The following is a 21,310-nucleotide window of genomic DNA, read 5'->3' on the forward strand; positions in this document are numbered from 1 at the left end:
GGCTTGCACCTTGCTTCGCCGCCCCCCTCAGGGCACGCTGGACCCATGGGCCATCCCGCCGAGAAACGTCGACGCGCGACGTACGCCGACCTCGAGGCGGCGCCGCCGAACAAGGTGGCAGAGCTCATCGGCGGCGAGCTTCACCTCTTCCCCCGGCCAGCGCCGCGGCACGCGCGCGCCGCCTCGAGCCTGGGCATCGAGCTCGGCGGTCCCTTCGATCACGGCAAGAACGGCCCGGGTGGCTGGTGGATCCTGGACGAGCCCGAGATCCACTTCCCCGATCCGGCCTCGCCAGGCGACGTGGATGTCGTCGTGCCGGACCTCGCCGGGTGGCGTCGCGAGCGCATGGCCGAGCTCCCCGACACGCCCTACTTCTCGCTCGCTCCGGACTGGATCTGCGAGGTCCTGAGCCCCTCGACCGAGCAGCACGATCGCAAGGAGAAGATGCCCATCTATGCGCGCGAGGGCGTGCGGCACGTCTGGCTGATCGCGCCCCTCCAGCGGACCCTGGAGATCTTCACGCTCGCCGCGGACCGCAGCTGGGCGCCGATCGCCACCCACCGCGACACCGCGAGCGTCCGCGCCACGCCCTTCCAGGCCATCGAGCTCGATCTCGCCGTGCTCTGGGCGACCGGATAAACTCTCTCATTTTGCAGCCCTTTTCAGCGGGGAAATTGAACAGGGAGGCGGGGAGACGGGGAGTATTTTGAAGATTTCCCTCCCCGTCTCCCCGCCTCCCTGTTCAATTTTCTCGGAAATTCCGAGGGGAATGCTTCAGCTGGGCGGACGCAGCGCCCACCTTCGGTCCACGGAGCGCGGAAGTCGGACGGCACGAGACAGAGATCCCGAGTCAGAGATCCCGAGTCAAAGAGCGCAACTCGGAGGGCGGGAGTCCGAGAGCTCGCCGTCACCGCCCTCGCCGCCGTCCGGCCCCCGGAGCTGCGCCGAGAGCAAGTCGACGAGCTCCTGCGTCGAGAGCTTGCCGGCGGTGTCCTTGCCGCCGAGCACCTGCGCCACGAGCGAGCGCTTCTCCGCGTGCAGCGACAGCATCTTCTCCTCGATCGTGCCGAGCGCCACCAGGCGATAGATGGTGACCGGCCGCCGCTGGCCCAGGCGGTGCGCCCGGTCCGAGGCCTGATCCTCGACCGCGGGGTTCCACCAGGGGTCGAGGTGGATCACGTTGGTGGCCGCCGTGAGGTTGATGCCGAACCCCCCCGCCTTCAGCGAGATCAGAAAGAGCGGCGACGACCCCTCCTGGAACTCGCGCACCCGCTCGGCCCGGGCCTTCCGGGGCGTCGCGCCGTCGAGGTAGACGTACGCGACGCCGCGCGCCTCGAGCGCCTCGCGCACCAGCGCGAGGTGCGACGTGAACTGGCTGAACACGAGCGCGCGCTGCCCCTCCGCGCACAGCTCCTCGACGAGCCCGAGGAAGCGCGCGAGCTTGGACGAGTCGAGCGTCGAGCGCGCGTCGTAGAGGCGCGGGTGCGACGCGAGCAGCCTGAGGCGCGTGAGCGCCGCCAGCACCTCGACGCGCCGCTCCTGCTCGCGCCGGACCGCCCGGGGCGTCTCGAGGTCGGACAGCGCCGCGAGGCGCGCGTCCTCGTACAGCTGCCACTCGGCGCCCGAGAGCACGACCGGCACGCGCACCTCGGTGCGCGCCGGCAGCTCGGCCTCCACCTGCGCCTTGGTCCGCCGGAGGAGGAACGGGGCGAGCACGCGCGCGAGCGCGGGCCCCGCGGCAGGGTCGATGTGCCGCTCGATCGGCATGGCGTAGCGGTCGCGGAACGCGTCCCAGCCGCCCAGGAGGCCGGGGAAGACGAGCGCGAAGAGGCTCCAGAGCTCGCCGAGGTGGTTCTCGATCGGCGTGCCCGAGAGCGCGAACCTGAAGTCCGCCTGGAGCGCCCTCGCGGCGCGGAAGCGCTGGGTGGTCGCGTTCTTCAGGCTCTGCGCCTCGTCGAAGACGACGGTGGCGAAGCGCCGCGCCGCGAGGCGCGCGGCGTCGCGCACGAGCAGGCCGTAGCTGAGCACCAGCACGTCGCCCGGGCCGAGCCGCGCGAGCGCGCCGTCGCGATCGGCCTCGTCCGCGTAGACCGTGAGGCGGAGGGAGGGCGCGAAGCGCCGCGCCTCGTCCTGCCAGTTGAAGGCCACCGAGGTGGGCGCGACGACGAGCGCCGGCCCGCGCTCGCCGCGCTCGATCAGGACGGCGAGCGCCTGCACCGTCTTGCCGAGGCCCATGTCGTCGGCGAGCACGCCCCCCGCGCCCCAGGCCGCGAGGCGCACGAGCCAGCGGTACCCGTCGAGCTGGTAAGGGCGGAGCTCGCCCGCGAGCGACGCCGGCACGGCGGGGCAGAGCTCGCCGGCGGCCACGACCCGCTCGACGAGCCCCCGGAACGCGCCGTCCGCCTCGATCGCGGCGCCGGCCCGCTCGAGCTCCCACAGCACCGCGGCGGCCGAGGGGCCCACCGAGAGGCCGTGCGGGGAGTCGTGGACATGATCGGCCAGGCGCTCGAGGTGGGCGCGCAGGGCCTCGCCCAGCTCCACGTAGGTGGTGGCCTCGACCTGCACGTAGCGCTCGTGGCGGCGCGCCGAGTCGAGCAGCCGGGCCAGCTCCACGCGCTCTCCCGCGACGCTCAGTCCGCCGAGGGCGCCGAACCACTCGCGCCGCTTCTCGAGGACGACCTTGAGCGCGCGGGGGCCCCCGTCGCCCACGACGCGCAGGGGCTCGCTGACCCACTCGAGCTCCGGGGGCGGCTCGCGCCGCGCGCAGGCCGCGAGCAGATCGAGCGCGCCCTGCGCGCCGGCGAAGCGGTAGTGGAACGGGCGATCCTCGAACGGCTCAGCCCCGGCGAGCGGGAGCTCGGCGGCGAGCGCGGCGGCGAAGTCCTGTTCCCGGCGCAGGTCGCGCACCGCGTGCAGGGCCCGGTCGCCGCGCCGCACGTGGACGTCGCGCGCGCCCGCGCCCGGCACGAGCGGCGGGGCGTCGGCGAGCGGCCGCACGCGCAGCTCGACCTCTACCGCGCCGCGGGGCTGGGCCGTGAGCCGCAGCACCGGGAGCAGCTCCGGCGGGACCGACTCGCCCATCACGCTGCGCGGCATGGCCACGGGCACGCGCAGCGCCCACCGCGAGAGCGCGGCGAGCAGCGCGCCGTGGCTCTCGGGCGGGAAGACGTCGCCCTCGCGCGCGAGCACGTCGAGCAGCGCCCGGATCTCGGCCTTGACGTCGAGCAGCGTGAGCCGCCGCGCGCCCTTGTCCCAGTCCCAGAGGAACAGCACCTCCTCGGGCCGGGCCCGGCGCGCGCGATCGAGCAGCGCAGGGGGCAGCGCCGTGCCCTCGACGCCGGCGCTCACCCGCACGGCGCCGTGGCGCTCCTCGGCCACGACGCCCACCGGCGCGCGCTCGATCCGCACGGCGACGTCGGGCGCCTCGTCGAGGAAGAGGCGCGGGTGGCCGATGAGCGCTTCGAGCAGCGCCCGCGAGGCGAAGGCGTTGCCCTCGGGCAGGAGGGACGCGATGCGGGCGTCCTCGGGGGAGAGCTTTCCGCCGTGCTCCAGCAGGAGGCGCTTCTTGCCGAGCCGCGCCCCGGCGCCGCGCTGCGCCTTCTTGCCCAGCCGGTGGATCCAGGGCGCGACAACGACGCCGGCCGCCTCGACGACGTCCAGCCGGAAGGAGAGCTCGACGCCGCCGCGCGCCCCCGGGCCCTCGTCGAGGGCCCTGTCGAGCGCCAGCAAGGCGCGCTCCCAGGCGGGGCGGCCGAGCTCGTCGAGCGCCTGGAAGAAGGCCTCGCTCGGGGGCTGGCGGAGCCAGAGCAGCGCGGCGTCGATGGCCGCCAGCACGTGGACGCAGCCGGCCGCGCCGCAGTCGCACTCGGCGCGGAGAGCCCCGGGCGCGAGGGTCAGCCGCGCCTCCGGCCTGACGAAGCCGGCGCCCGCGCGGTGCGCCTCGAAGGGCCGCGGGTCGTCGAGGCGAAAGCCGGGGAGCGCGGCGTCGAACCGCAGCGCGGCGGCCCGGAGCGCCCGCTCGGGGCGCGGGGCCGCCGCCTCCGGCACGCGCGCGCGCAGCTCGCAGAGCCGCTCGTGCGCCGACTGGGCTCGCGGCTCCTCGGGCGCGCGCAGGAGCGACGCGACGGCGGAGCGCGCGAGCGCGGCGTCGTCGCGCTCGTCCTCCAGGAAGCGAGCGACGAGGGGCGGCAGGACGTCGCGGAGGCGCGAGGGCGCGAGCCACGCGAGCGCGCCAGCGAGCGACTCGGAGCTCGCGAGGTCGATGAGGCGCCGCCGCGCGCCGAGGAGCTGCAGCTCGGGCCAGAGCGTGGGGTCGACGCGCGGCGCCACCGCCTCGAGGCTCAGCCGGGCCAGGTGCGCGACGCCGTGCTGCGCGAGCCAGGCGAGGAGGGCCGCGCGGGTCTCGAAGGGCGCCGCGGGGGCTGCGGGGGGAACGGCCTGGGTGTCGCCGGGCATGACGGGCGGCGTAACGTCGTCGGTGCGAGGGCCCGGTTCAAGGGGTTCCGGCGCGCTGCCCCCGGGAGCGAGCGCGCTGTAGGGTGCGGCGCCGCGCGGCGCGGGTTCGCGTCGCTCGACGAAGGCGAGCTGCGCGAGGCGACGCGCCGGCTCTGCGCCGCGCTGCGCGCCCGACCCGACATCCGGCGCGATCGTACGACCTTGTGAGCGCGTATCCGCGATTGGCACTCTGCTGGAAGTGCGCTGTCCTGGATTCCCAGGGTCGCGTGTTCGCGATACGCTCTGGGCATGCCCCGGTCCCTGATCCCAGCGCGTCGCCCGGAAGGGACACCGACGTGGCTGGGACACAGAGGCGGCACGGAGGTGCTCGATCGTGTTCCATCCTTCCTCGTTCGATTCACAACCTGACTCCCAGAGGAGAGACGGCGCGCGCGCTGCCGTCGCGCTCGCCGATCGACCGGCGGACTCCCGCCCGGCCTCCTCGCGCCGCTCCGTACGGCTGCGAGGCCGCCTCATCGACGGGCGTTACCAGGTCGATCAGCTGCTCGGGCGCGGCGCGATGGGCGAGGTCTGGCGCGCGCACGACGGCGTCCGGCGCGCCGATGTCGCGCTGAAGTTCCTCACGGTGGCGCGGGGCGGACGGAACGTCGATGCGATCGAGCGGTTCCGCCTGGAGGCGCGGGTCGCCGCGCAGCTCGGACAGAAGACCCGCGGCGTCGTCGCCGTGCTCGACGCCGGCGAGGACCTGGCGGCGGGCCCGTACATCGTGATGGAGCACGTGCGCGGCAGGTCGCTGCGTCAGCTGCTGGACGAGCGAGGGACGATCCCCGCCGTCGAGCTCGCGTCGCTGCTCCGCCAGTTGGGAGAGGCGCTGTCGGTGGCGCACGGCCTTGGCGTCGTGCACCGGGACATCAAGCCGTCGAACATCCTTCTTGTGGAGGGGAGCGACGGCCATCTATGCGCCAAGATCACCGACTTCGGGATCGCCAAGTGGGTCGGCCAGGATCGGCCGGCCGATTTCCGCCGCCGCACCGCGGACGGGGTGGTGCTGGGCACGCCGGCCTACCTGAGCCCGGAGCACACGTGTGAAGGCCTGGGCGGCCCGCAGCTCGACATGTGGTCGCTCGCCGTCGTCGCGCACGAGGCGCTGACCGGGCGGCAGCCGTTCCCGGGCCGCAACCTGGCCGCGGTGCTCGCGGCCATCCTGGTCAGCGGGCGCCCCCCGCTGGCCACGTTGTGCCCGGGAGCGCCGCCCGCCCTGGAGGCGTGGTTCGCGCGCGCCTTCGCCATCAGCCCGTCGGAGCGGTTCCCCAGCGTCCAGGCGATGATCGCCGCCTTCGAGGCCGCGGCGGGGGTGCCGGTGGCGCCGCCGGCAGCGCCGCGGAGGCGGCGCTGGCGCGTCGCGGCGGCCGGGGCGGCGCTGGTGCTCGGGATCGCGCTGCCCACGGCGCTGCTCTGGGGGCGGGCCGGGAGCGACGGCGCGCGCCGTGTGGACGAGGTGGTCCGCGACACGGCGCGCGCCGCCGCCCGGGTCGCCGACGCCGCGCAGGCGATGACGGCGCGCCTCCTGGAACGCCAGGGTACAACGCCCTGATCGCGGGTTTCGCGCCGCGGCCACCTCGTCAGGACGCGGGCGGGGCCGTCCAGGAACCCAGACGCCCGGTCCGGGAACCCAGGCGCGCCCTCTGCTGCATCCGCCCAGCGGGCACGTCTTCAAGGCGCCATCTACGCTCGTCGTGCCACAGCGCTGCGTTGTCGCTCCGTCGTGTCGCTCGAAGCTGCGGCGAGCGACACGTGCGTCAGGGCGAGGCGCCCTCCCGACAGCGGCCCTCGACGCACTCGAGCGGGCCCGGCACGGCGCATTCGTACTGGCAGTACGTCCCCCAGCGCTCTTTGTCCTCGATGAGCTCGCGCGCCTCCTCTTCCACATACGCTTTCTTGGCGCTGTTCACGGGCACGAAACACCCGAGCGGGCAGCCGGGCGACGCATAGACGCACTCCGAGGGGTCATTGCACGCGTTCGACTCGGCGACGATCACATCAAACTCCTCCTGAATCTCCTCCTCGCTCTTGGCACAGCTCGCGCAACCGAGGCCGATGATGAAAAGCACCATTCCTTTTGCGCGCATCGACATGCTTCACCTCCGGCAGAAGGCCGCGAGTCCTGCGCCTTCAGGGAGCGTTCGCCGCGGCGCCTCGTTCGCGTATACATCACCCCTCCCAGCCTGGGCCTCGCCAGCACGAAAGCGGCACGGGAGGGCCCGCGCCCCGAACAGCCCCTGTCGCCAGCGCCGCGACAGCTGGCCTGGCCGGCCCTGCAGCGCGCCCGTGGTGAGAGCGGAGGAGGCCCGTCCGGCTGGGGAGGCTGAACATGCCGAGGTGCTGGACGACGAGGGCGACCTCGACGAGGTGGCGGAAGTGGCCGGCGTGGCGGGGGTTCTGGGACGTCACGGAGTCGTGGCGTCACGGGGGCTGGGGAGCGCGTAGGGGTCGCGGCCGGCGTCCTGGAGACGCTGAGAGGCTGCAGCAACGGCCGCCTGGCGGATGGCTTCGGCGTGTTGCTGGAGGTCGGCCCACGCCTCGGCGGGCAGCGTGCGCTGTGCCTTTTCAAGGAGGGCAGCGTAGCGCTTGGCGCGTTCGACCTCGCGGAGGGAGGTGCAGAGATCGCGGAGTAGAAGGGCGGTGGCGAGGGATGCCCGGCCGTCCTGCAGGCTGGAGAAGAGCCGGTGCTGGAGCTCCAGTGTGAGTCTCTGACCAAAGCGAGAGTGTATCCGCCGGCCGATGTCCAGGGAGCGCTCTGCGAGGATCAACGCCTGGTCCTGAGCGCCGACAGCCGCGGCTGTGCGTGCGAGGTAGCCGTGAGCAGCCTGCTCGCCAAATTGAGTCCGGATTTCGCGATGGCGGGCGAGCACCTCCAGGAAGCACTGAAAGGCTTCCTTGGGCTCGCCGGCCGCAAGCGCCAGGAGACCAAGGCTCTGAAGGCAGTTGGCCTCGCCGAGGCGACTGCGAATCTCGCGAAAGATGGCCAGAGCGAGGGTGTACGAGGCGCGAGCGGCATCGAGGTCGTCGACGCGCCTGTCGACGTCGCCGAGGCTCTGAAGGCAGTTGGCCTCGCAGCGGCGATCGCGAATCTCGCGAAAGATGGGCAAAGCGAGGGTGTACGAGGCGCGAGCGGCATCGAGGTCATCGACGCGCATGTCGAGGTCGCCGAGGCTCTTCAGGCAGTTGGCCTCGCCGAGGCGATCCTGGGCCGCTCGAGAGATCTCCAGGCCATGCTCGTATGCCTTCCTCGAGCGTTCGAGATCGTCACGGTACATCGCCACGTCGCCTTCAAGGACCAAGGCAGCCGCAACTGCGCCATGATAGCCGATACCCTCCGCCAGGCGCCTCGCCTCTCTCGAGCTAGCCAGCGCCTCGTCGAGGGCATGGTGATGAGCCAGTAGCTTCCGCCCAAGATTCAGCCATGCATCGGCCAGCGCGGCTGGCGGCGGTGCCTCCGGCGAGGCCATCGTCTCGCGAAGTCGGGCTGCCGTCGCCCTCAGCTCGTCCAGCTCATCGATGGATCCCGCCGGGCGTCGCGCTTCGTCGGGCGGCGCTGCGAGCCTCGCTTCGTCGCCCATCGTGACGCCTGGGAGCGAATCCACCTCGCATGTCCCTGATCGCACGTCGAACAGATCAGGGGCCACCCGAGGCAGATCGGCGGCGCGGTCCCGCGAGAGCACCAGCACGAGCGGTCCCACGATCACGCGTGCCAGCGTATCGCGCGCGACGTTGAGCGCCTGAATTGCGCGACCTTCCGCAGTGTCGAGCAACGACGCTGTATCGGGCACGACGACACCCCGGAGAGGCTGGACAGGACCCGCGGTCTCCAGGAGCTCTTCCACGGCGCGCGCGCCCTGCGCTCCCTCCGGCAGGAACTGGAAGGCCGGGAGCCCGTCCTGCCCGCTCCATCCTCGCATCCGCCGCAACACCTCGGCCCGCGCTGCGCCAGACGCCAGCACCACGAACAACGTGAACCGGTCCGCGCGCCGCAGTCCCCGGCGGAGCGCCCTGAGCCGCTCCTCGGACTCGTCGGTCAGGCTGGCGATGGGCTCGCCAGCCGACCCTGGCAAATACGACCCCCCGCCCGCAGGTTCACCCGTGCTCACGGTACTTCCGGCACCGCTCCACGAGCGGGTGGACCGCGTGCCACGGGTCCGGACCGCCGTTCTGATATTCGAGGACGAACAGGTTGAGCAGCAGGTCGCGCTTCACCCCTTCCTCGCACTGGTCCGGAAATCGATTCGTCTCTGCGATCTGGCGCAGGATCGGCACGTATCGCTCAGGCAGCGCCCGCTCGAAATCGGCCTGCAAGATGGCCGCGGCACGATCGACCGAGGCCGCGGTCACCGGGGGGTCATCGTGCTCATTGCTGGCTGCCCGCACCATGTGGAGCGCGTGCCGGATGCAGCCGCCGCTGAGGCGCGCGATTCGGTCCGCGGCCCTGTCGCCTTCCTCGAACAGACCATCGAACCGCACTCGCTTCCTGAGCAAGTCTGCCAGCGCGGACACGCCGCCCTGGTTGTCCCCACCGCCCTCCGCGGCGCGCCGGCGGACCTCGATCATCGGCACGACGACGATCTCGCCGCCGTAGAGCCCGCTCAGCCCCGCGCCGGCCGGCGCGTAACAGAGATACAGCGGAACCGTGATGACGAGGTGGGCGTCGAGGCTCTTCAGGGCGCCCATCCGCTCCCGGTAAAGCCGCTCCACCCCCTCGTGGTGTGCCTGGCTCAGCTTCTCCATGTTGTCGATGAGCACCACCAGCGGACCCGCGCCGTCGTCCGGCGCCTCCCTGGTCGCGGCGAAGGCCTTGTTCAGCCCCTCGATCAGCACGGCCGTCGTGGACCGCAGGGCGGTGCGGATGTCCTTCCGACGCTCCGCGCTGGGCAGGCGGACCTCGCCGAGGATCCGGGTGAGCGCCTCCGAGATGTCGCCGGGAAGATTGGTGATCGTCTTGCTCAGCGCCTCCTTGATCTGGTCCTTCCACAGCGGCATGAGCACCTTCACGGCCGCCGCCTTCCGCTGCTCATAAACGAGCTTCCACAGCGCGAGGAGGATGTCCTCGAGGTCGATGTCGGTCCGGTTCAGCATCACATCGGCGTCGAGGAACAGGACCGTCGCGAGCGGCGCGCCGTGAGAGGCCGTCTCCAGCTGGACCTTCATTCGAAGGAGCTCTGTGGTCTTCCCGCTCCCGAGGTGACCGCTGACGAAGTGGAGGGTTGGAATCCCACCGGACCGACGGATGTTGCGGACGATCCGGCCGAGGCGATCGCTGCCGCGGATGGCCGTCAGGTTGGCGAACAGGCTGGAATCTTCCCGCGGGTCCAGCGGCGAGTAGGGGTCGCAGAGGCGGACCGCATCGTCCAGATTCTGCGCGGGCGGCGGGGTCAGCACGCGGCTGGAGACCGCGTGGCCGCGGAGGGTGGCGATCGGGGCGTTGCTCATGGCAGAGGAGCTCCGGGGCGGACGCTACCACAAGCCTGGCCGCACGGCAGCGTCACCGCCGCCCGCGTCCCCCCGCCGGGCCGGCGCGATCCAACAAAGATGGGTCGCACCCGTCTCCGGGGTGGACGCGCCTCGGCTCGTCCAGGATCCACCAGCCGCCAGGACCCCTCCCCGGCGATCATGAGGCCAGCCAGGTGGGCTTGAACAGCAGGAGCAGACCGAGCAGCACCATGATCGCTCCGCTCAGCAGCTTGAGCCATCGTCCCTCTTTCTCCTGCAGCTTGCGGCGGCTCAACGTCGCCACCGCGATACCGACCATGATCATGTCGTCCGCCATGTAAGCCAGGTTGTAGAGCCCGAGATAGGCGTAGTGCTGCCACGCGGGGAGGCGCTTCTCGGCGAGGAGCTGGGTGTAGAGCGCCGGCAAGCCCGCGGTGCAGAGCAGCTCGACCACGTTGACCATGACGGCGAGGACGCCCGCGGCGGCGAGCGCGGAGGGCAGGGTCTCCGCCCTGACGACGGCCCGCATCCTCGCGTAGATCCCCGGCTTCACCGGCTCAGGGATGCTGAGCGACACGCCCCGCTTCCACGCGAAGAAGTCCTTGATGTGGACCGAACCGGCGAGCACGGCGATGGCTCCCAGCGCGATCTGCACGGCACGCGAGGCGCCGACCAGGAGGAAGAAGTTCAGCCAGGCGGCCATGAAGGCGAAATAGGCGAGACCGCTCACGAGCACGAACACGCCGGCAATCAGCAGCATCTTCGCCCGGCTCCGCAGCGTGGCGAGGAAGGAGAGGAGAAAGAGGAGCACCCACATGGCGCACGGGTTGAAGCCGTCCACGAGCCCCAGGAGGACGGTGAACGCCGGCAGGCCAAGATCGCGGACGTCCAGTCGCCCGAGGACGGGCACGTCGACGACGCCCGCGCGCGGCGCGGCGCCGTTGGCTGGGCACGGCGGCTGCTCCGGCGCGAGCGGACACGACGCGGCAGGCTCGCCGGCCGCGGTGGGCGGCGGCGGCGCGCTGTCGAGCAACGCCTCGATGCGCCGGCCCGTCGCGTCGCGCCCCGCGTACCCGACGACGAGCACCCCGCGCACATAGAACGCGGGGACGCTCACGGCAGCGGTCGACTGCCCCTCCGCGATCGCCCTCAGCCGGTCGAGCGCCGCGCGGTCCTCGACGACATCCGCGACGATCGTACGCAGGCCGGGCCGACGGCCCTCGAGCTCGGTCAGGAAGCGCTTGGCCTCGTCGCATCGAGGGCATCCCTCACGCGCGAACAGCTCCACATCGGCGCGCGGCTCGATCGGCGCAGCTCGCGCGAAGTCGCTCCAGAGAAGCGAGAAGGCGAGCACGCACGTCACCAGCGCTCGCACGACGACGGCAGGTCGCATGCGGAGCGGCCGTCGCACGATGCATGCTCAGCGGATCACGTGAGCAGTCCACGAGCGCAGCCCACAAGCGCAGTTCACGAGCGCAGCGAGCGGCCTCGAACGTGGCTCGTGATGCATAGCGCGCGTCGACGGGGCACAGCGATTGCTGGGTCTGGCAGACACATCACAGCGATGCCGCGGGCATATTCCATGGTGTCACAGCGCGACGCACCTGGGCCCGAGCGGCCGTCCGTGAGGAGCCGCGCGCTCGTCGTGTCGACGCTCTCCGGCTTGCTGGGCGGAGCCGCGGCGCACCTCGAAGGACACGCGCGTCTGGGAGACATGCTCTGGGCGGCCGGCGCGCTCATCGCGCTCGCCCTGGTGGGCGCGCGCATCCTGGCCGACGTGCTGAAGAAGCGGGCCGGCGTCGACGTCATCGCGCTCCTCGCCATCGGCGGCGCGCTCTTGCTCCGGGAGTACCTGGCCGGCGCGCTGATCGGGGCGATGATGGCGACTGGCAGCGCCCTGGAGGGGTACGCGGCCGCGCGCGCGCGGCGCGAGCTCTCTGCCCTGCTCGCTCGCGCTCCCCGCACCGCGCACCGCCGCGAGGGGGCCGACGTCACGACCATCCCGATCGGCGCCGTCGCCCCCGGCGACCGCCTGCTGGTCAAGCCGGGCGAGATCGTGCCGGTCGACGGGGTCGTCGTGGGCGCGCGGGCGCTCCTCGATGAATCGGCGCTGACCGGAGAGCCGCGGCCGGTCGAAAAGGCGGCTGGCGACCGCGTGGGCAGCGGGACCACGAACGCCGGCGCGGCCTTCGAGCTCCGCGCCGTCGCGAGCGCGGACGAGAGCACGTACGCCGGCATCGTCCGCCTCGTGCAGCAGGCGTCCGCCTCGAAGGCCCCGCTCGCCCGCCTCGCCGATCGCCATGCCATGGTGTTCGCCGCGCTCTCGCTCGCCATGGCCGCCGCGGCGTGGGGCCTCTCCGGCGACGCCGGCCGCGGGCTCGCCGTGCTCGTCGTCGCGACCCCCTGCCCGCTGCTCCTCGCGGTGCCCATCGCGATCGTCGGCGGCATCTCGCGCTCGGCCCGGCGCGGCATCGTGGTGAAGAGCGGCGCCGCGCTCGAGGCCCTCGCCCGGGCCGAGATCCTGCTCCTCGACAAGACAGGCACGCTCACGTTCGGCGGCCCGCGCGTGACCGGAGTGACGTGCTTCCGGTCGATCGAGGACGACACGGAGGTGCTCCGCCTGGCGGCGTCCCTCGAGCAGATCTCGTCGCACCCGCTCTCCGCGGCCCTGGTGCACGCTGCCCGCGAGCGTCGCCTCCGGCTGTCCTTCCCGGAGGGCGCTCAGGAGGCGCCCGGCGCCGGAATGACGGGCCGGGTGGACGGGCGCGCCGTCCGCGTGGGGAGCGCCGAATGGGCGGCGCAGGGCGCGCCGCTCCCGGAGGACGCCCTCGCCTTCCGGCGCCGCGCGTCCCGCGCCGGTGCGATGACCGTGTTCGTGGCCGTGGACGACCGCGTCATCGGCGCGCTGACGCTCGACGACCCGATCCGCCCCGATGCGCCGCGGACCTTGCGGGCGCTGCGGCGGGTCGGCATTCGCCGTGTCGTGATGGTGACGGGCGACCACCCCCTCGTCGCCGAGACGGTGGGCGCCACGCTCGGCGTGGATCGCGTGCTCGCCCAGCGCTCGCCGGAGGAGAAGGTCGCCGCCGTGCGCGAGGCGCGCGCCGAGGGGCTCACCGTGATGATCGGCGACGGGATCAACGACGCTCCAGCGCTCGCCGCAGCCGACGTCGGCGTCGCGATGGGCGCGCGCGGGGCCACCTCGTCCGCCGAGGCGGCCGACGTGGTGCTGGTGGTGGACAGGCTCGATCGCTTCGCCGAGGCCGTGACCATCGCGCGCCGCGCCCGCGCGATCGCCGCGCAAAGCGCGATCCTCGGCATGGGGCTGTCGCTTGTCGCGATGGGCGCGGCGGCGTTCGGCTTCCTGCCGGCCGCCGCCGGCGCGCTGCTGCAGGAGGCGATCGACGTCGCCGCGATCCTGAGCGCGCTGCGGGCGCAGAGCGGCGGGCGCGGCGCGAGGAGGCCAGCCCTCGGGGAGGCCATGAGCCGCCGGCTGGAGCTGGAGCACGACCAGCTCATCCCGATGCTCGATCGGGTGCGGGTCGTCGCCGAGCGCATCGACCACCTGGCGAGGGAGGCGGCGCGCGCAGAGCTCGACGCGCTCGACCGCTTCCTCCGCGAGCGGCTCCTCCCGCACGAGCGCGCCGACGACGCCGAGGTCTATCCGGTCATCTCCAGGCTGCTCGGCGGCGAGGATCCTCTGGCGCCCATGAGCGCGACGCACCGGGAGATCTTCCACCTGATCCGGCTGTACGAGCAGCTGCTCGGAGAGCTTGACCCGCGCGGGCCCACGGCCGCGGACGTGCAGGATTTCCAGCGGATCCTTTACGGGCTCCACGCGGTGCTGCGGCTCCATTTCGCGCAAGAGGAGGAGCTCTATGCGTCGCTGAGCGAGCGCTACCACGCAGACGCGCCGGCGGCGCCGTGGCGCGATGCGGTCGGATCGAGCGTCTCTCCGAGGAGCCGGCAGACATCCTGCTCGGACACCGGCGAGTAATCCTCGTACCAGAGCCCGACCGAATAGACGGGATCCCGGATATAGCAGTACACGAACTCGCGTGCCCGCCCCGAGAGCTGCGCGACCGCGGCATACGATGCGACGGGGACCGCGATGACGATGCCCGCCGGGCCGCCTTGCTCGACGGCCGTCACGGCGGCGCGCATGCTCGCCCCGGTCGCCACGCCGTCGTCGACGAGGAGAAGCGTCCGATCCCGGATGTCAGGCGCCCTGTGGCAGCCGTAATAGACGCGCTCCAGGCGCTCCACCTCCCGGGCCTCCACGTCGACGAGCCATTGCACCGTCCTGTCCGAGACCCCCAGCGCACGGCAGAGCTCTTCATCGACGACCCGAACGCCGCCGCTCGCGACGGCGCCGATCGTCATGTGATCATTGTCCGGGGCCACGATCCGGCGCGCGATCAGCACGTCCAGCGGCACCCGCAGCAGCTTCGCTACCTCGAAGCCCACTGGCACCCCGCCCCGCGGCAGCGCCAGGAGGGTCACGTCCTCCCGCCCCGCATAGGCGGTCAGCCGCGACGCGAGCTGGCGGCCGGCGTCGGCCCGATCTCGAAACGGCATGTTCCCCTCTCCATCCGGCGTCGCTGGGATCTCCGGCGGCGCTCGGTGCAGGGTGCAATTGTCTCGCCACGCATCGCGCCTGAGACCACCGGGCCGCTCTGGTCTGGCCGCGACGAGCGCCGCGGCACGCGGGCTGCCTATCCATCCTGCTGAGCCGCCAGACTGTACCACGAGGTGGCAGGCGTGCGATCGAGCGCGCGCTGGCCGCGACGCGAGACTCACTGAAGAGTCCACCCGAGTCGGCGGCGCCGATCGAGAGGGAGCCGCAATGTCGAATCGAGCTGTGTATCGCGCATGGATGCTGGGGCTGGCGATCGCCTCCGCCGTCTCGGCCGGGGCCGGCTGCGCCTCGCCGCCGAAGCAGCCCGCCACCGCGGAGGACGCCCGCCAGCGGACCTTGTTGTTCAACGTGACCAGCGGCCAGGAGGATGTGCACGCGGCGACCATGGCCCTCATGGCCGCGAGCAACTCGCTGGATGCCGGGTGGTCGACGATCCTGTACTTCAACGTGCACGCACCCGCGCTCGTGTCTCGAAATCTCTCGGACAGCGTCGCGCTCGCGGGCGAGCGCCCCGTGAAGGAGCTCCTGGCCGCCGCGATGGCCAAGGGAGCCAAGGTGTTCGTCTGCCCGCATTGCATGCAGGTTGCAGGGGTGAAGGCCGAGGAGCTCGTCGAGGGCGCCAAGCCCGCGGCCCTGCAGGCCGTGCTCGATCAGCTGCGCGGGGACGTCATTTCCCTCTCGTATTGACCCAGGCGCGACGCCGGGGCGGCGGTCGCCGCGCGCTCAGCGCGAGAACCATCGCTCGCTCAGCTACTTCTCCGAGCCTCCGCGTGCACCGCGTCGTCGCGGCGATCGACTGCGGCACGCTGGTCAACCCCGACCCCGTTCGTCCTCTGGGCGTGGAGCGCGTGGAGCGCGTGGAGCCCCCGCCCCGGCAGGATGACGCCGGTGGCCGCGCCGTCGCAGGCGTCCGGGCTGTCGGCCAAGGCGATGCTCACCGTCAACCGCTCGAACGACGGTAAGGCGTATGTCGACGGCAACCACGTGGCGGACGCTGCAGCGGTATTGCCGGGGCGCGCGAGGCCCTGGCGCGCCCGGACGTAAAGCCCGTGTCAGTGCACCTCGTGTCGGATCCGGGTCACGGGTTCGGTGCGGCCGCGACGGGTTGCGCGCTGTCGAGCCGATACGTCCCTGCCCGGAACGGTGAGGGGAGCCGATCGAGGGCATGACGCAGCCTATCACCGTCAACGTCGTGTGCTGACGCGCGCCTCGGCGCGCGGCCGTAGGCCCTGCGCCGAGGCGCGCGTGTGATTGCAAACATCGGTATCGGGCGCGGCCTTGCGGCCTCGATGACAAGAGTCGCGTGGTAGGACATCGTGGTTGCGTCGAAGCGAACAGCCTCTATGCTTGCGCGCCAGTGTTCGACACGGGGGGTGGGGGGATGTTCACACGACGTCAGTTCTTCAAGATCGGGGCGGGGGGCACGACCCTCCTCCTCCTCGACAGGGTCGGCGGCTCCGTTCGCACGGCGTGCGCGGCGATCCCCGGCGGCACGCCCGACCCGCTGCGCGTGGACAAGTACGTGACGCCGCTGCTCGTCCCGCCCGCGATGCCGCGCGCCGGCAAGATCACGCTCCACGGCGGCAGGTTCATCGACTACTACGAGATCGCCGTGCGGCAGTTCGAGCAACAGATCCTGCCTCCTCCCTACCCCGCGACGACCGTGTGGGGATACGGGCCGAAGGTCGCCCAGGGCGAGCCCCGGATCTTCCACGCGCCGTCGCTCACGATCGAGGCCGATCACGAACGACCGGTGCGGATCAAATGGATCAACGAGCTGGTGGACGCCGGCGGCAACTACTTGCCTCATCTCTTGCCGGTCGACCAGACCTTGCACTGGGCGAATCCGCCGGGAGGCATGGCGGGCCGCGACATGCGCCCAGAGCTCGACGAGATGCAGGAGACGCCGGGACGTTACACCGGCCCCGTGCCCATCGTCACCCACGTGCACGGCGCCGTGAGCGTCGGCGACGAGAGCGACGGTTACGCCGAGGCGTGGTATCTGCCCGACGCCGCCAACCTCCCAGAGGGGTACGCGACCGAGGGGACCTGGTACGATTTCTTCGCGGCGAAGGCGCTCGCCAAGTTCGGCGTGACCTGGGGGCCTGGATTCGCGATCGCCCAGTATCCGAACGCGGGTCGGGCCTCCACCCAATGGTATCACGATCACACCCTGGGGATGACGCGCGTGAACGTGTACGCCGGCCCGGCGGGCTTCTACCTGGTCCGCGGCGGCCAGGGCGACGTGGTGCTGGACGCGCGCACCCACAGGCCGGCCGTGCTCCCCGGCCCGGCCCCTTCGCGGGGCGACGCCCCCAACATCCACTATCGCGAGATCCCGATCGCGATCCAGGATCGCTCGTTCAACTCGGACGGGTCGCTGTTCTACCCGGACACCCGGGCCTTCTTCGGCGACATCACGGGTCCGTTCATCCCGCAAAGCGACGTCCCGCCGATCTGGAATCCCGAGTTCTTCGGCAACATGATCATGGTGAACGGCAACACCTGGCCGTTCTTGGCGGTCAAACAGCGCCGCTACCGCTTCCGCTTCCTCAACGGCTGCCAGTCGCGTTTCTTGATCCTGGATTTCAATCGGATCCGGGGCGTGGAAGTCTGGATGATCGGAAACGAGGGCGGCTTTCTGGATTCGCCGGTGAACCTCACGGCGACCAACGGCAACAGGCTGCTCATGGCGCCGGCCGAGCGCGCGGATCTCATCGTCGACTTCGGCCGTGTCCCGAAGGGCCGCCACATCCTCGCCAACGTCGGCCCGGACGAACCGTTCGGCGGCGGCGCGCCAGTCGTCGATTTCGCCCCGGCGGACCGGGCCTCCACCGGGCAGATCATGGCGTTCGACGTGATGCACACGCCGGGATGCGATCACAGCACACCGCCGCGCTTCCTGCTGTTGCCGCCCGCTCCGCCGCTGCCGCGCGAGACGACCAGGACGCGACCGCTCGTCCTGAGCGAGGTCACGTCGGTGGACTTCCCGGTGGAATTCCCGGATGCGCCGGTGGCGGCGCTGCTCGGGAGGAGCGAGGACGGTAAGGTCAAGCTGCTGGCGTGGGAGGACGATGTCACCGAGAATCCGCAGGTGGAGGACACGGAGGTCTGGGAGCTCCACAACTTGACGGGCGACGCCCATCCCATCCACATCCACGAGACCGTGTTCGAGGTGGTCAATCGGCAGGCCCTGGACATCGAGGCCCCGCCGGAAGGGCAGTTGCCGCCGCTCGTCGGCGCCGCACGTCCGCCGGAGCCGTGGGAGACGGGCTACAAGGACACGGTGATCGCCTATCCAGGCGAGGTGACGCGCATCCGGGCGCGGTTCCTCACCGCGGGCCAGTACGTGTGGCACTGCCACATCCTCGAGCACGAAGACAACGAGATGATGCGGCCGTACCGCATCGGCCCCGTCCAGCGGGGACAACCGACCTGAGGGGCGCGACGAGGGGCGCGGCCTTCCGCGCGCGGCCGCGGGATCGCAGGACGAAGGGCGCCGCGATGGCGGCGACGAGCAGCCCTCCGGGAGGCCCGCCGCCCGGTGCCGCCGACGACGCCCCCGCTGTCGCGGTCCGCCGCTACGACGTCGAGGTTCATGCCCTCTGCGCGATGTCGACGCAGTGCACCTGGTCGTGACCGCTGTCTTGCGTCTTGCCGACACCCCACTTGCCTGAGCGTGTGCGACCGCTTCATGCCATGGCCCGCGGGCTGCATGACGGGGCGTGAACGCACGTCTGCTGCGTATCCCGGATGTCCTGTGATGAGCACGCGCCAGAGCCCGATCGACGCCGAGCCGTCCGCCGCTGCGCGACAGGCCAGGCGCTCGATCGCGCCTGGAACCTCCATGCCCTGGAAGCCAGGCTTGCTCGCCTGCGCGGCCTGCGTAGGTCTCGCGGCGTGCGGCGAGACCCGCTCGACCGCCTCGCCGGAGCCGGCGCGGTTCACCGATCGGATCGCTCGGCTGGCCGCCGAGCGATGTGACGGCTGCCACGCCACGGCGCCGGGCGGATCCATGGCGGCATACCGCACCGCGAGATCGTTGGTCACGCCCGGCAAGCCCGACGAGAGCCTTTACTACACCCTGCCGGAACGCCATCCGGCCGCGTGGGGAGACGCTGCCGGGCTGGTGCGCGCGTGGATCGAGGCGGGCGCGCCGGAGTAGCCTCGACCGTGGAAGCATGGGAGGCACCGCGGGCAGCACGCGCGCGCGTCGCTCGGCTGCTCTGGATCGCCGCCTACCTGGCGCTCGCCGCGAGCGTCCTCTTGCTGCTGCTCGTCGGCGCCGTCCCGAAAGGACGAGGACTCGCGGTGGAGATCGCGGCAGGGCTCGGCTACGTCGCGCTGGCGCTCCTTTCGCTGCAGCTCGCGCTGGGGGCGCGGGCGCGGCGCATCGTCAACGCGCTCGGCCTGGACGCGGTGCTCCTCTTCCACCGGCAGGCCGGGCTGTGGACCGCGGCCTTCGTCGCCGCGCACGTCGTGCTCCTCGCCGTCGCCGAGCCCTGGTACGTCGCGCACCTCCTCGACCTCTCCGCGAGCGCGCCGCGCGCGCTGGCCCTGGCCTTCGCGCTGATGGGTCTCCTTCTGCTCGTGCTCGTCCCGCGCCAGCTGACCCGGCTGCGCATCCCCTACGAAGCGTGGCGCGTCGGGCATGGGCTGCTGGCGGTGACCGTCGTGGGGATCGCGCTCTGGCACGTGCTCACGCTCGGACGCGCGAGCGCGACGCCGGTGAAGCAGGCCGCCATCACCGCGCTCGTCGCTGTCCCGGCGGCGGCGCTGGTCGCGTCTCACCTGCTGCGTCCGCTGCTGGCGCTCCGGCGACCGTGGCGCGTCGCCGAGGTGCGCCGCGAGCAGGATCGCGTCTGGACCCTGGTCCTCGAGGCGGCCGGGCATGACGGGCTCCGGTTCCAGCCCGGCCAATCGGTCTGGCTCACGCTGGGCCGGTCGCCGTTCTCGCCCCGGCAGCACCCCTTCACCATCGCGTCGAGCGCGGCCTCGCCGCGGCGCGTGGAGCTCACGATCAAGGAGCTCGGCGATTTCACGCGCACGATCGGGCAGACCCCCGTGGGGACGCGGGCGTACCTCGCCGGGCCCTACGGCGCGTTCGCGCTCGATCTCCGGGCTCCGCGCCCGCTCGTCTGCGTCGCCGGCGGGATCGGCATCACGCCGATGATGAGCATGATCCGCACGCTGCACGACCGGGGTGATCGCCGTCCAGTGCTCCTCGTGTACGCGAGCAGCACCGTCGACACGATCGTGTTCGCGCAGGAGCTCGACGAGCTCGCCCGCGCCATGGACCTCCGCGTTGTGCACGTCATCGAGAGACCGCCCCCCGGATGGACCGGGCAGGGCGGGCTCATCGGACGCGAGCTCCTCGACCACCACCTGACCGACCGGTACGCGGGCGCGGAGGTCTTCGTGTGCGGCCCCGAGCCGATGATGAATGTCGTGGAGCGGGCGCTCCGCGACCGCGCCGTGCCCGGCGGGCGCGTGCACGCAGAGCACTTCGTGCTCGTCGGATCGAGGCCGCCCGGGCGGCGATCGATGCGGGAGGAGCACGTCCGCGTCCTCTCGGCGGGCATCGCGCTGATGCTTCTCGTGGCCGTGCTCCTCGTCGCCGCTGTCCGCGCTCAGCGCGAGAACCAGGACTCGCTCAGGTATTTCTCCCCTTCGTCCGGGAACAGGGTGACCACGTTCTTCAGCTCAGGGCTCTTCTCCTTGACCCGCCTGGCGGCCAGGAGGTTCGCGCCCGAGGAGACCCCGACGAAGCAGCCGTGAACGCTCGCGATCCGCCTCGCCTCCGCGATCGCCTCTCCGTCCTCGACCCGGATGACGTCGTCGATGAGCTCGATGTTGTCCTCGATGAGCGGAGGCACGAACCCGTCGGCGATGCCCTCGATCCGGTGGGGCCGGCAGACCTCGGGCCGGCCGCGCAGGCGCCCGTAGACGAGGGCGCACCGGGCGGGCTCGACGCCGAAGACCTTGACCTCGGGGTTGACCCGCCTGAAGGCCCTCGCGAGGCCGATCAGGGTCCCGCCGGAGCCGATCGCCGCGACGACCGCGTCGATCCGCCGGCGACCGAAGGCGCGAAGGATCTCCCCGCCGAGGTGCTTGTCGTGGTCTTCGGCGTTCCAGGGGTTGGCGAACTGATTTACATGGAAATGGCCCTTCTCCTTTCCCATGGCGCTCGCCCTTTGCACCGCGATATCCGTCCGATCCCGCGGGACTGTCCGCACGTCGGCGCCGAACGCCTTCATCATCTTGTAGCGCTCCTCGGAGAGGCCCTCGGCGATGAAGATCGTCACCTTGTAGCCTTTCACGGCGCCGACCATGGAGACGGCAGCTCCCGTGTTTCCGGACGATGCCTCGACGATCGTGCCGCCCTTCTGAAGGAGCCCTGCCTTCTCCGCCTTCTCGATGATGTACCTGGCGAGCCTGTCTTTGACGGAGCCAGAGGGGTTGAGGTACTCGCATTTTACGTGAACGCCGTCGAACGTCAGCAGGGGAGTTTCGCCGATCGCATCGAGTATCGTCTTCATGTCCACGGCCCCGCGTCGTCCAGCGCGTGCACCGGCGCGACGGCCTCCCGCCGCGCTCCCCGCCGCGCTGCTCTGCTGGCTCGGTGTGCACGAGCCGGGCCGCTCGGCTGCGTCACCGCCGGAATCGCTCGCGAGGCGTGAGATCGAAAGCCACGGCGCATCGCGCCGCGTCATGCCTTCTCGTCGGCCCGCG

At 71.9% G+C, this 21,310-nt stretch carries 13 protein-coding genes and 1 pseudogene; 7 read left to right on the plus strand and 7 right to left on the minus strand.

The features are described 5' to 3' along the window. Positions 1-45: 45 nt before the first annotated feature. On the plus strand, positions 46-639 hold the full coding sequence (locus WME95_RS25260) for a Uma2 family endonuclease (RefSeq protein ID WP_437540601.1): 594 nt from the start codon (positions 46-48) through the stop codon (positions 637-639). A 225-nt stretch (positions 640-864) separates the two neighbouring features. On the opposite strand, the gene WME95_RS25265 is transcribed toward WME95_RS25260, so the two are convergent. Continuing rightward, a complete protein-coding gene (locus tag WME95_RS25265; RefSeq protein WP_437910939.1) occupies positions 865-4,455 on the minus strand; it encodes an SNF2-related protein in 3,591 nt (1,196 codons plus the stop codon). Positions 4,456-4,828: 373 nt separating this feature from the next. Between WME95_RS25265 and WME95_RS25270 the strand changes: the two genes are divergently transcribed. Beyond that, entirely contained in the window at positions 4,829-6,049 is a 1,221-nt protein-coding gene (locus WME95_RS25270) for a serine/threonine-protein kinase (RefSeq protein WP_437901949.1), read from the plus strand. Between the two features lie 205 nt (positions 6,050-6,254). Here the strand turns inward: WME95_RS25270 and WME95_RS25275 are convergent, their stop codons facing one another. The 4 genes from WME95_RS25275 to WME95_RS25290 all read right to left on the minus strand — a co-directional run bounded on the left by WME95_RS25275 (position 6,255) and on the right by WME95_RS25290 (position 11,350). Then, a complete protein-coding gene (locus tag WME95_RS25275) occupies positions 6,255-6,569 on the minus strand; it encodes a hypothetical protein (protein WP_437901950.1) in 315 nt (104 codons plus the stop codon). Between the two features lie 333 nt (positions 6,570-6,902). After that, on the minus strand, positions 6,903-8,603 hold the full coding sequence (locus WME95_RS25280) for a tetratricopeptide repeat protein (protein WP_437901951.1): 1,701 nt from the start codon (positions 8,601-8,603) through the stop codon (positions 6,903-6,905). Continuing rightward, positions 8,590-9,939: a hypothetical protein gene (locus WME95_RS25285; RefSeq protein WP_437901952.1), complete on the minus strand. Its 1,350-nt coding sequence runs from the start codon at positions 9,937-9,939 to the stop codon at positions 8,590-8,592. Before WME95_RS25285 ends, WME95_RS25280 begins: the two co-directional genes overlap by 14 nt. Positions 9,940-10,117: 178 nt before the next feature. Next, positions 10,118-11,350, minus strand: coding sequence for an NrdH-redoxin (locus tag WME95_RS25290; protein WP_437901953.1), 1,233 nt, complete (start codon positions 11,348-11,350; stop codon positions 10,118-10,120). A gap of 171 nt (positions 11,351-11,521) precedes the next feature. On the opposite strand from WME95_RS25290, the gene WME95_RS25295 reads away from it, so the two are divergent. Beyond that, positions 11,522-13,936 (plus strand): heavy metal translocating P-type ATPase, encoded by a 2,415-nt coding sequence (locus WME95_RS25295; protein WP_437901954.1) that lies wholly within the window; start codon positions 11,522-11,524, stop codon positions 13,934-13,936. Here WME95_RS25295 and WME95_RS25300 read toward each other — a convergent pair. Next, complete coding sequence (locus WME95_RS25300) at positions 13,837-14,517, minus strand: phosphoribosyltransferase (protein WP_437901955.1); 681 nt, start codon at positions 14,515-14,517, stop codon at positions 13,837-13,839. The genes WME95_RS25295 and WME95_RS25300 overlap by 100 nt on opposite strands. 268 nt (positions 14,518-14,785) lie before the next feature. Here WME95_RS25300 and WME95_RS25305 point away from each other — a divergent pair, with 268 nt between their 5' ends. From WME95_RS25305 to WME95_RS25320, 4 genes and pseudogenes are all read left to right on the plus strand, one after another. After that, the gene (locus WME95_RS25305; protein ID WP_437901956.1) at positions 14,786-15,265 is read left to right on the plus strand and encodes a DsrE family protein; all 480 of its coding nucleotides are present in this window, start codon (positions 14,786-14,788) and stop codon (positions 15,263-15,265) included. Positions 15,266-15,959: 694 nt separating this feature from the next. Further along, positions 15,960-18,017 carry a multicopper oxidase family protein gene (locus WME95_RS25310; protein WP_437901957.1) on the plus strand — a complete coding sequence of 686 codons (2,058 nt, stop codon included), beginning with the start codon at positions 15,960-15,962 and terminating at the stop codon, positions 18,015-18,017. 408 nt (positions 18,018-18,425) lie between these two features. Beyond that, positions 18,426-18,743, plus strand: coding sequence for a hypothetical protein (locus WME95_RS25315; protein WP_437901958.1), 318 nt, complete (start codon positions 18,426-18,428; stop codon positions 18,741-18,743). A 146-nt stretch (positions 18,744-18,889) separates the two neighbouring features. Next, a pseudogene (locus tag WME95_RS25320) lies at positions 18,890-20,020 on the plus strand (ferredoxin reductase family protein); the annotation flags it as partial. Positions 20,021-20,208: 188 nt separating this feature from the next. On the opposite strand, the gene WME95_RS25325 reads toward WME95_RS25320, so the two are convergent. Next, complete coding sequence (locus tag WME95_RS25325) at positions 20,209-21,117, minus strand: PLP-dependent cysteine synthase family protein (RefSeq protein WP_437901959.1); 909 nt, start codon at positions 21,115-21,117, stop codon at positions 20,209-20,211. Between the last annotated feature and the right edge of the window lie 193 nt (positions 21,118-21,310).

The sequence above is a fragment of the Sorangium sp. So ce327 genome, from assembly GCF_051530205.1.
GTDB classification, from domain to species: domain Bacteria; phylum Myxococcota_A; class Polyangia; order Polyangiales; family Polyangiaceae; genus Sorangium; species Sorangium cellulosum_B.

What these genes read in the sequence shown, in the direction of transcription:
- WME95_RS25260 (WP_437540601.1), top strand. Translation starts at nt 46, where the DNA reads ATGGGCCATCCCGCCGAGAAACGTCGACGCGCGACGTACGCCGACCTC.
- WME95_RS25265 (WP_437910939.1), bottom strand. Translation starts at nt 4,455, where the DNA reads ATGCCCGGCGACACCCAGGCCGTTCCCCCCGCAGCCCCCGCGGCGCCC.
- WME95_RS25275 (WP_437901950.1), bottom strand. Translation starts at nt 6,569, where the DNA reads ATGGTGCTTTTCATCATCGGCCTCGGTTGCGCGAGCTGTGCCAAGAGC.
- WME95_RS25285 (WP_437901952.1), bottom strand. Translation starts at nt 9,939, where the DNA reads ATGAGCAACGCCCCGATCGCCACCCTCCGCGGCCACGCGGTCTCCAGC.
- WME95_RS25295 (WP_437901954.1), top strand. Translation starts at nt 11,522, where the DNA reads ATGGTGTCACAGCGCGACGCACCTGGGCCCGAGCGGCCGTCCGTGAGG.
- WME95_RS25300 (WP_437901955.1), bottom strand. Translation starts at nt 14,517, where the DNA reads ATGCCGTTTCGAGATCGGGCCGACGCCGGCCGCCAGCTCGCGTCGCGG.
- WME95_RS25305 (WP_437901956.1), top strand. Translation starts at nt 14,786, where the DNA reads ATGTCGAATCGAGCTGTGTATCGCGCATGGATGCTGGGGCTGGCGATC.
- WME95_RS25310 (WP_437901957.1), top strand. Translation starts at nt 15,960, where the DNA reads ATGTTCACACGACGTCAGTTCTTCAAGATCGGGGCGGGGGGCACGACC.
- WME95_RS25315 (WP_437901958.1), top strand. Translation starts at nt 18,426, where the DNA reads ATGCCCTGGAAGCCAGGCTTGCTCGCCTGCGCGGCCTGCGTAGGTCTC.
- WME95_RS25325 (WP_437901959.1), bottom strand. Translation starts at nt 21,117, where the DNA reads ATGAAGACGATACTCGATGCGATCGGCGAAACTCCCCTGCTGACGTTC.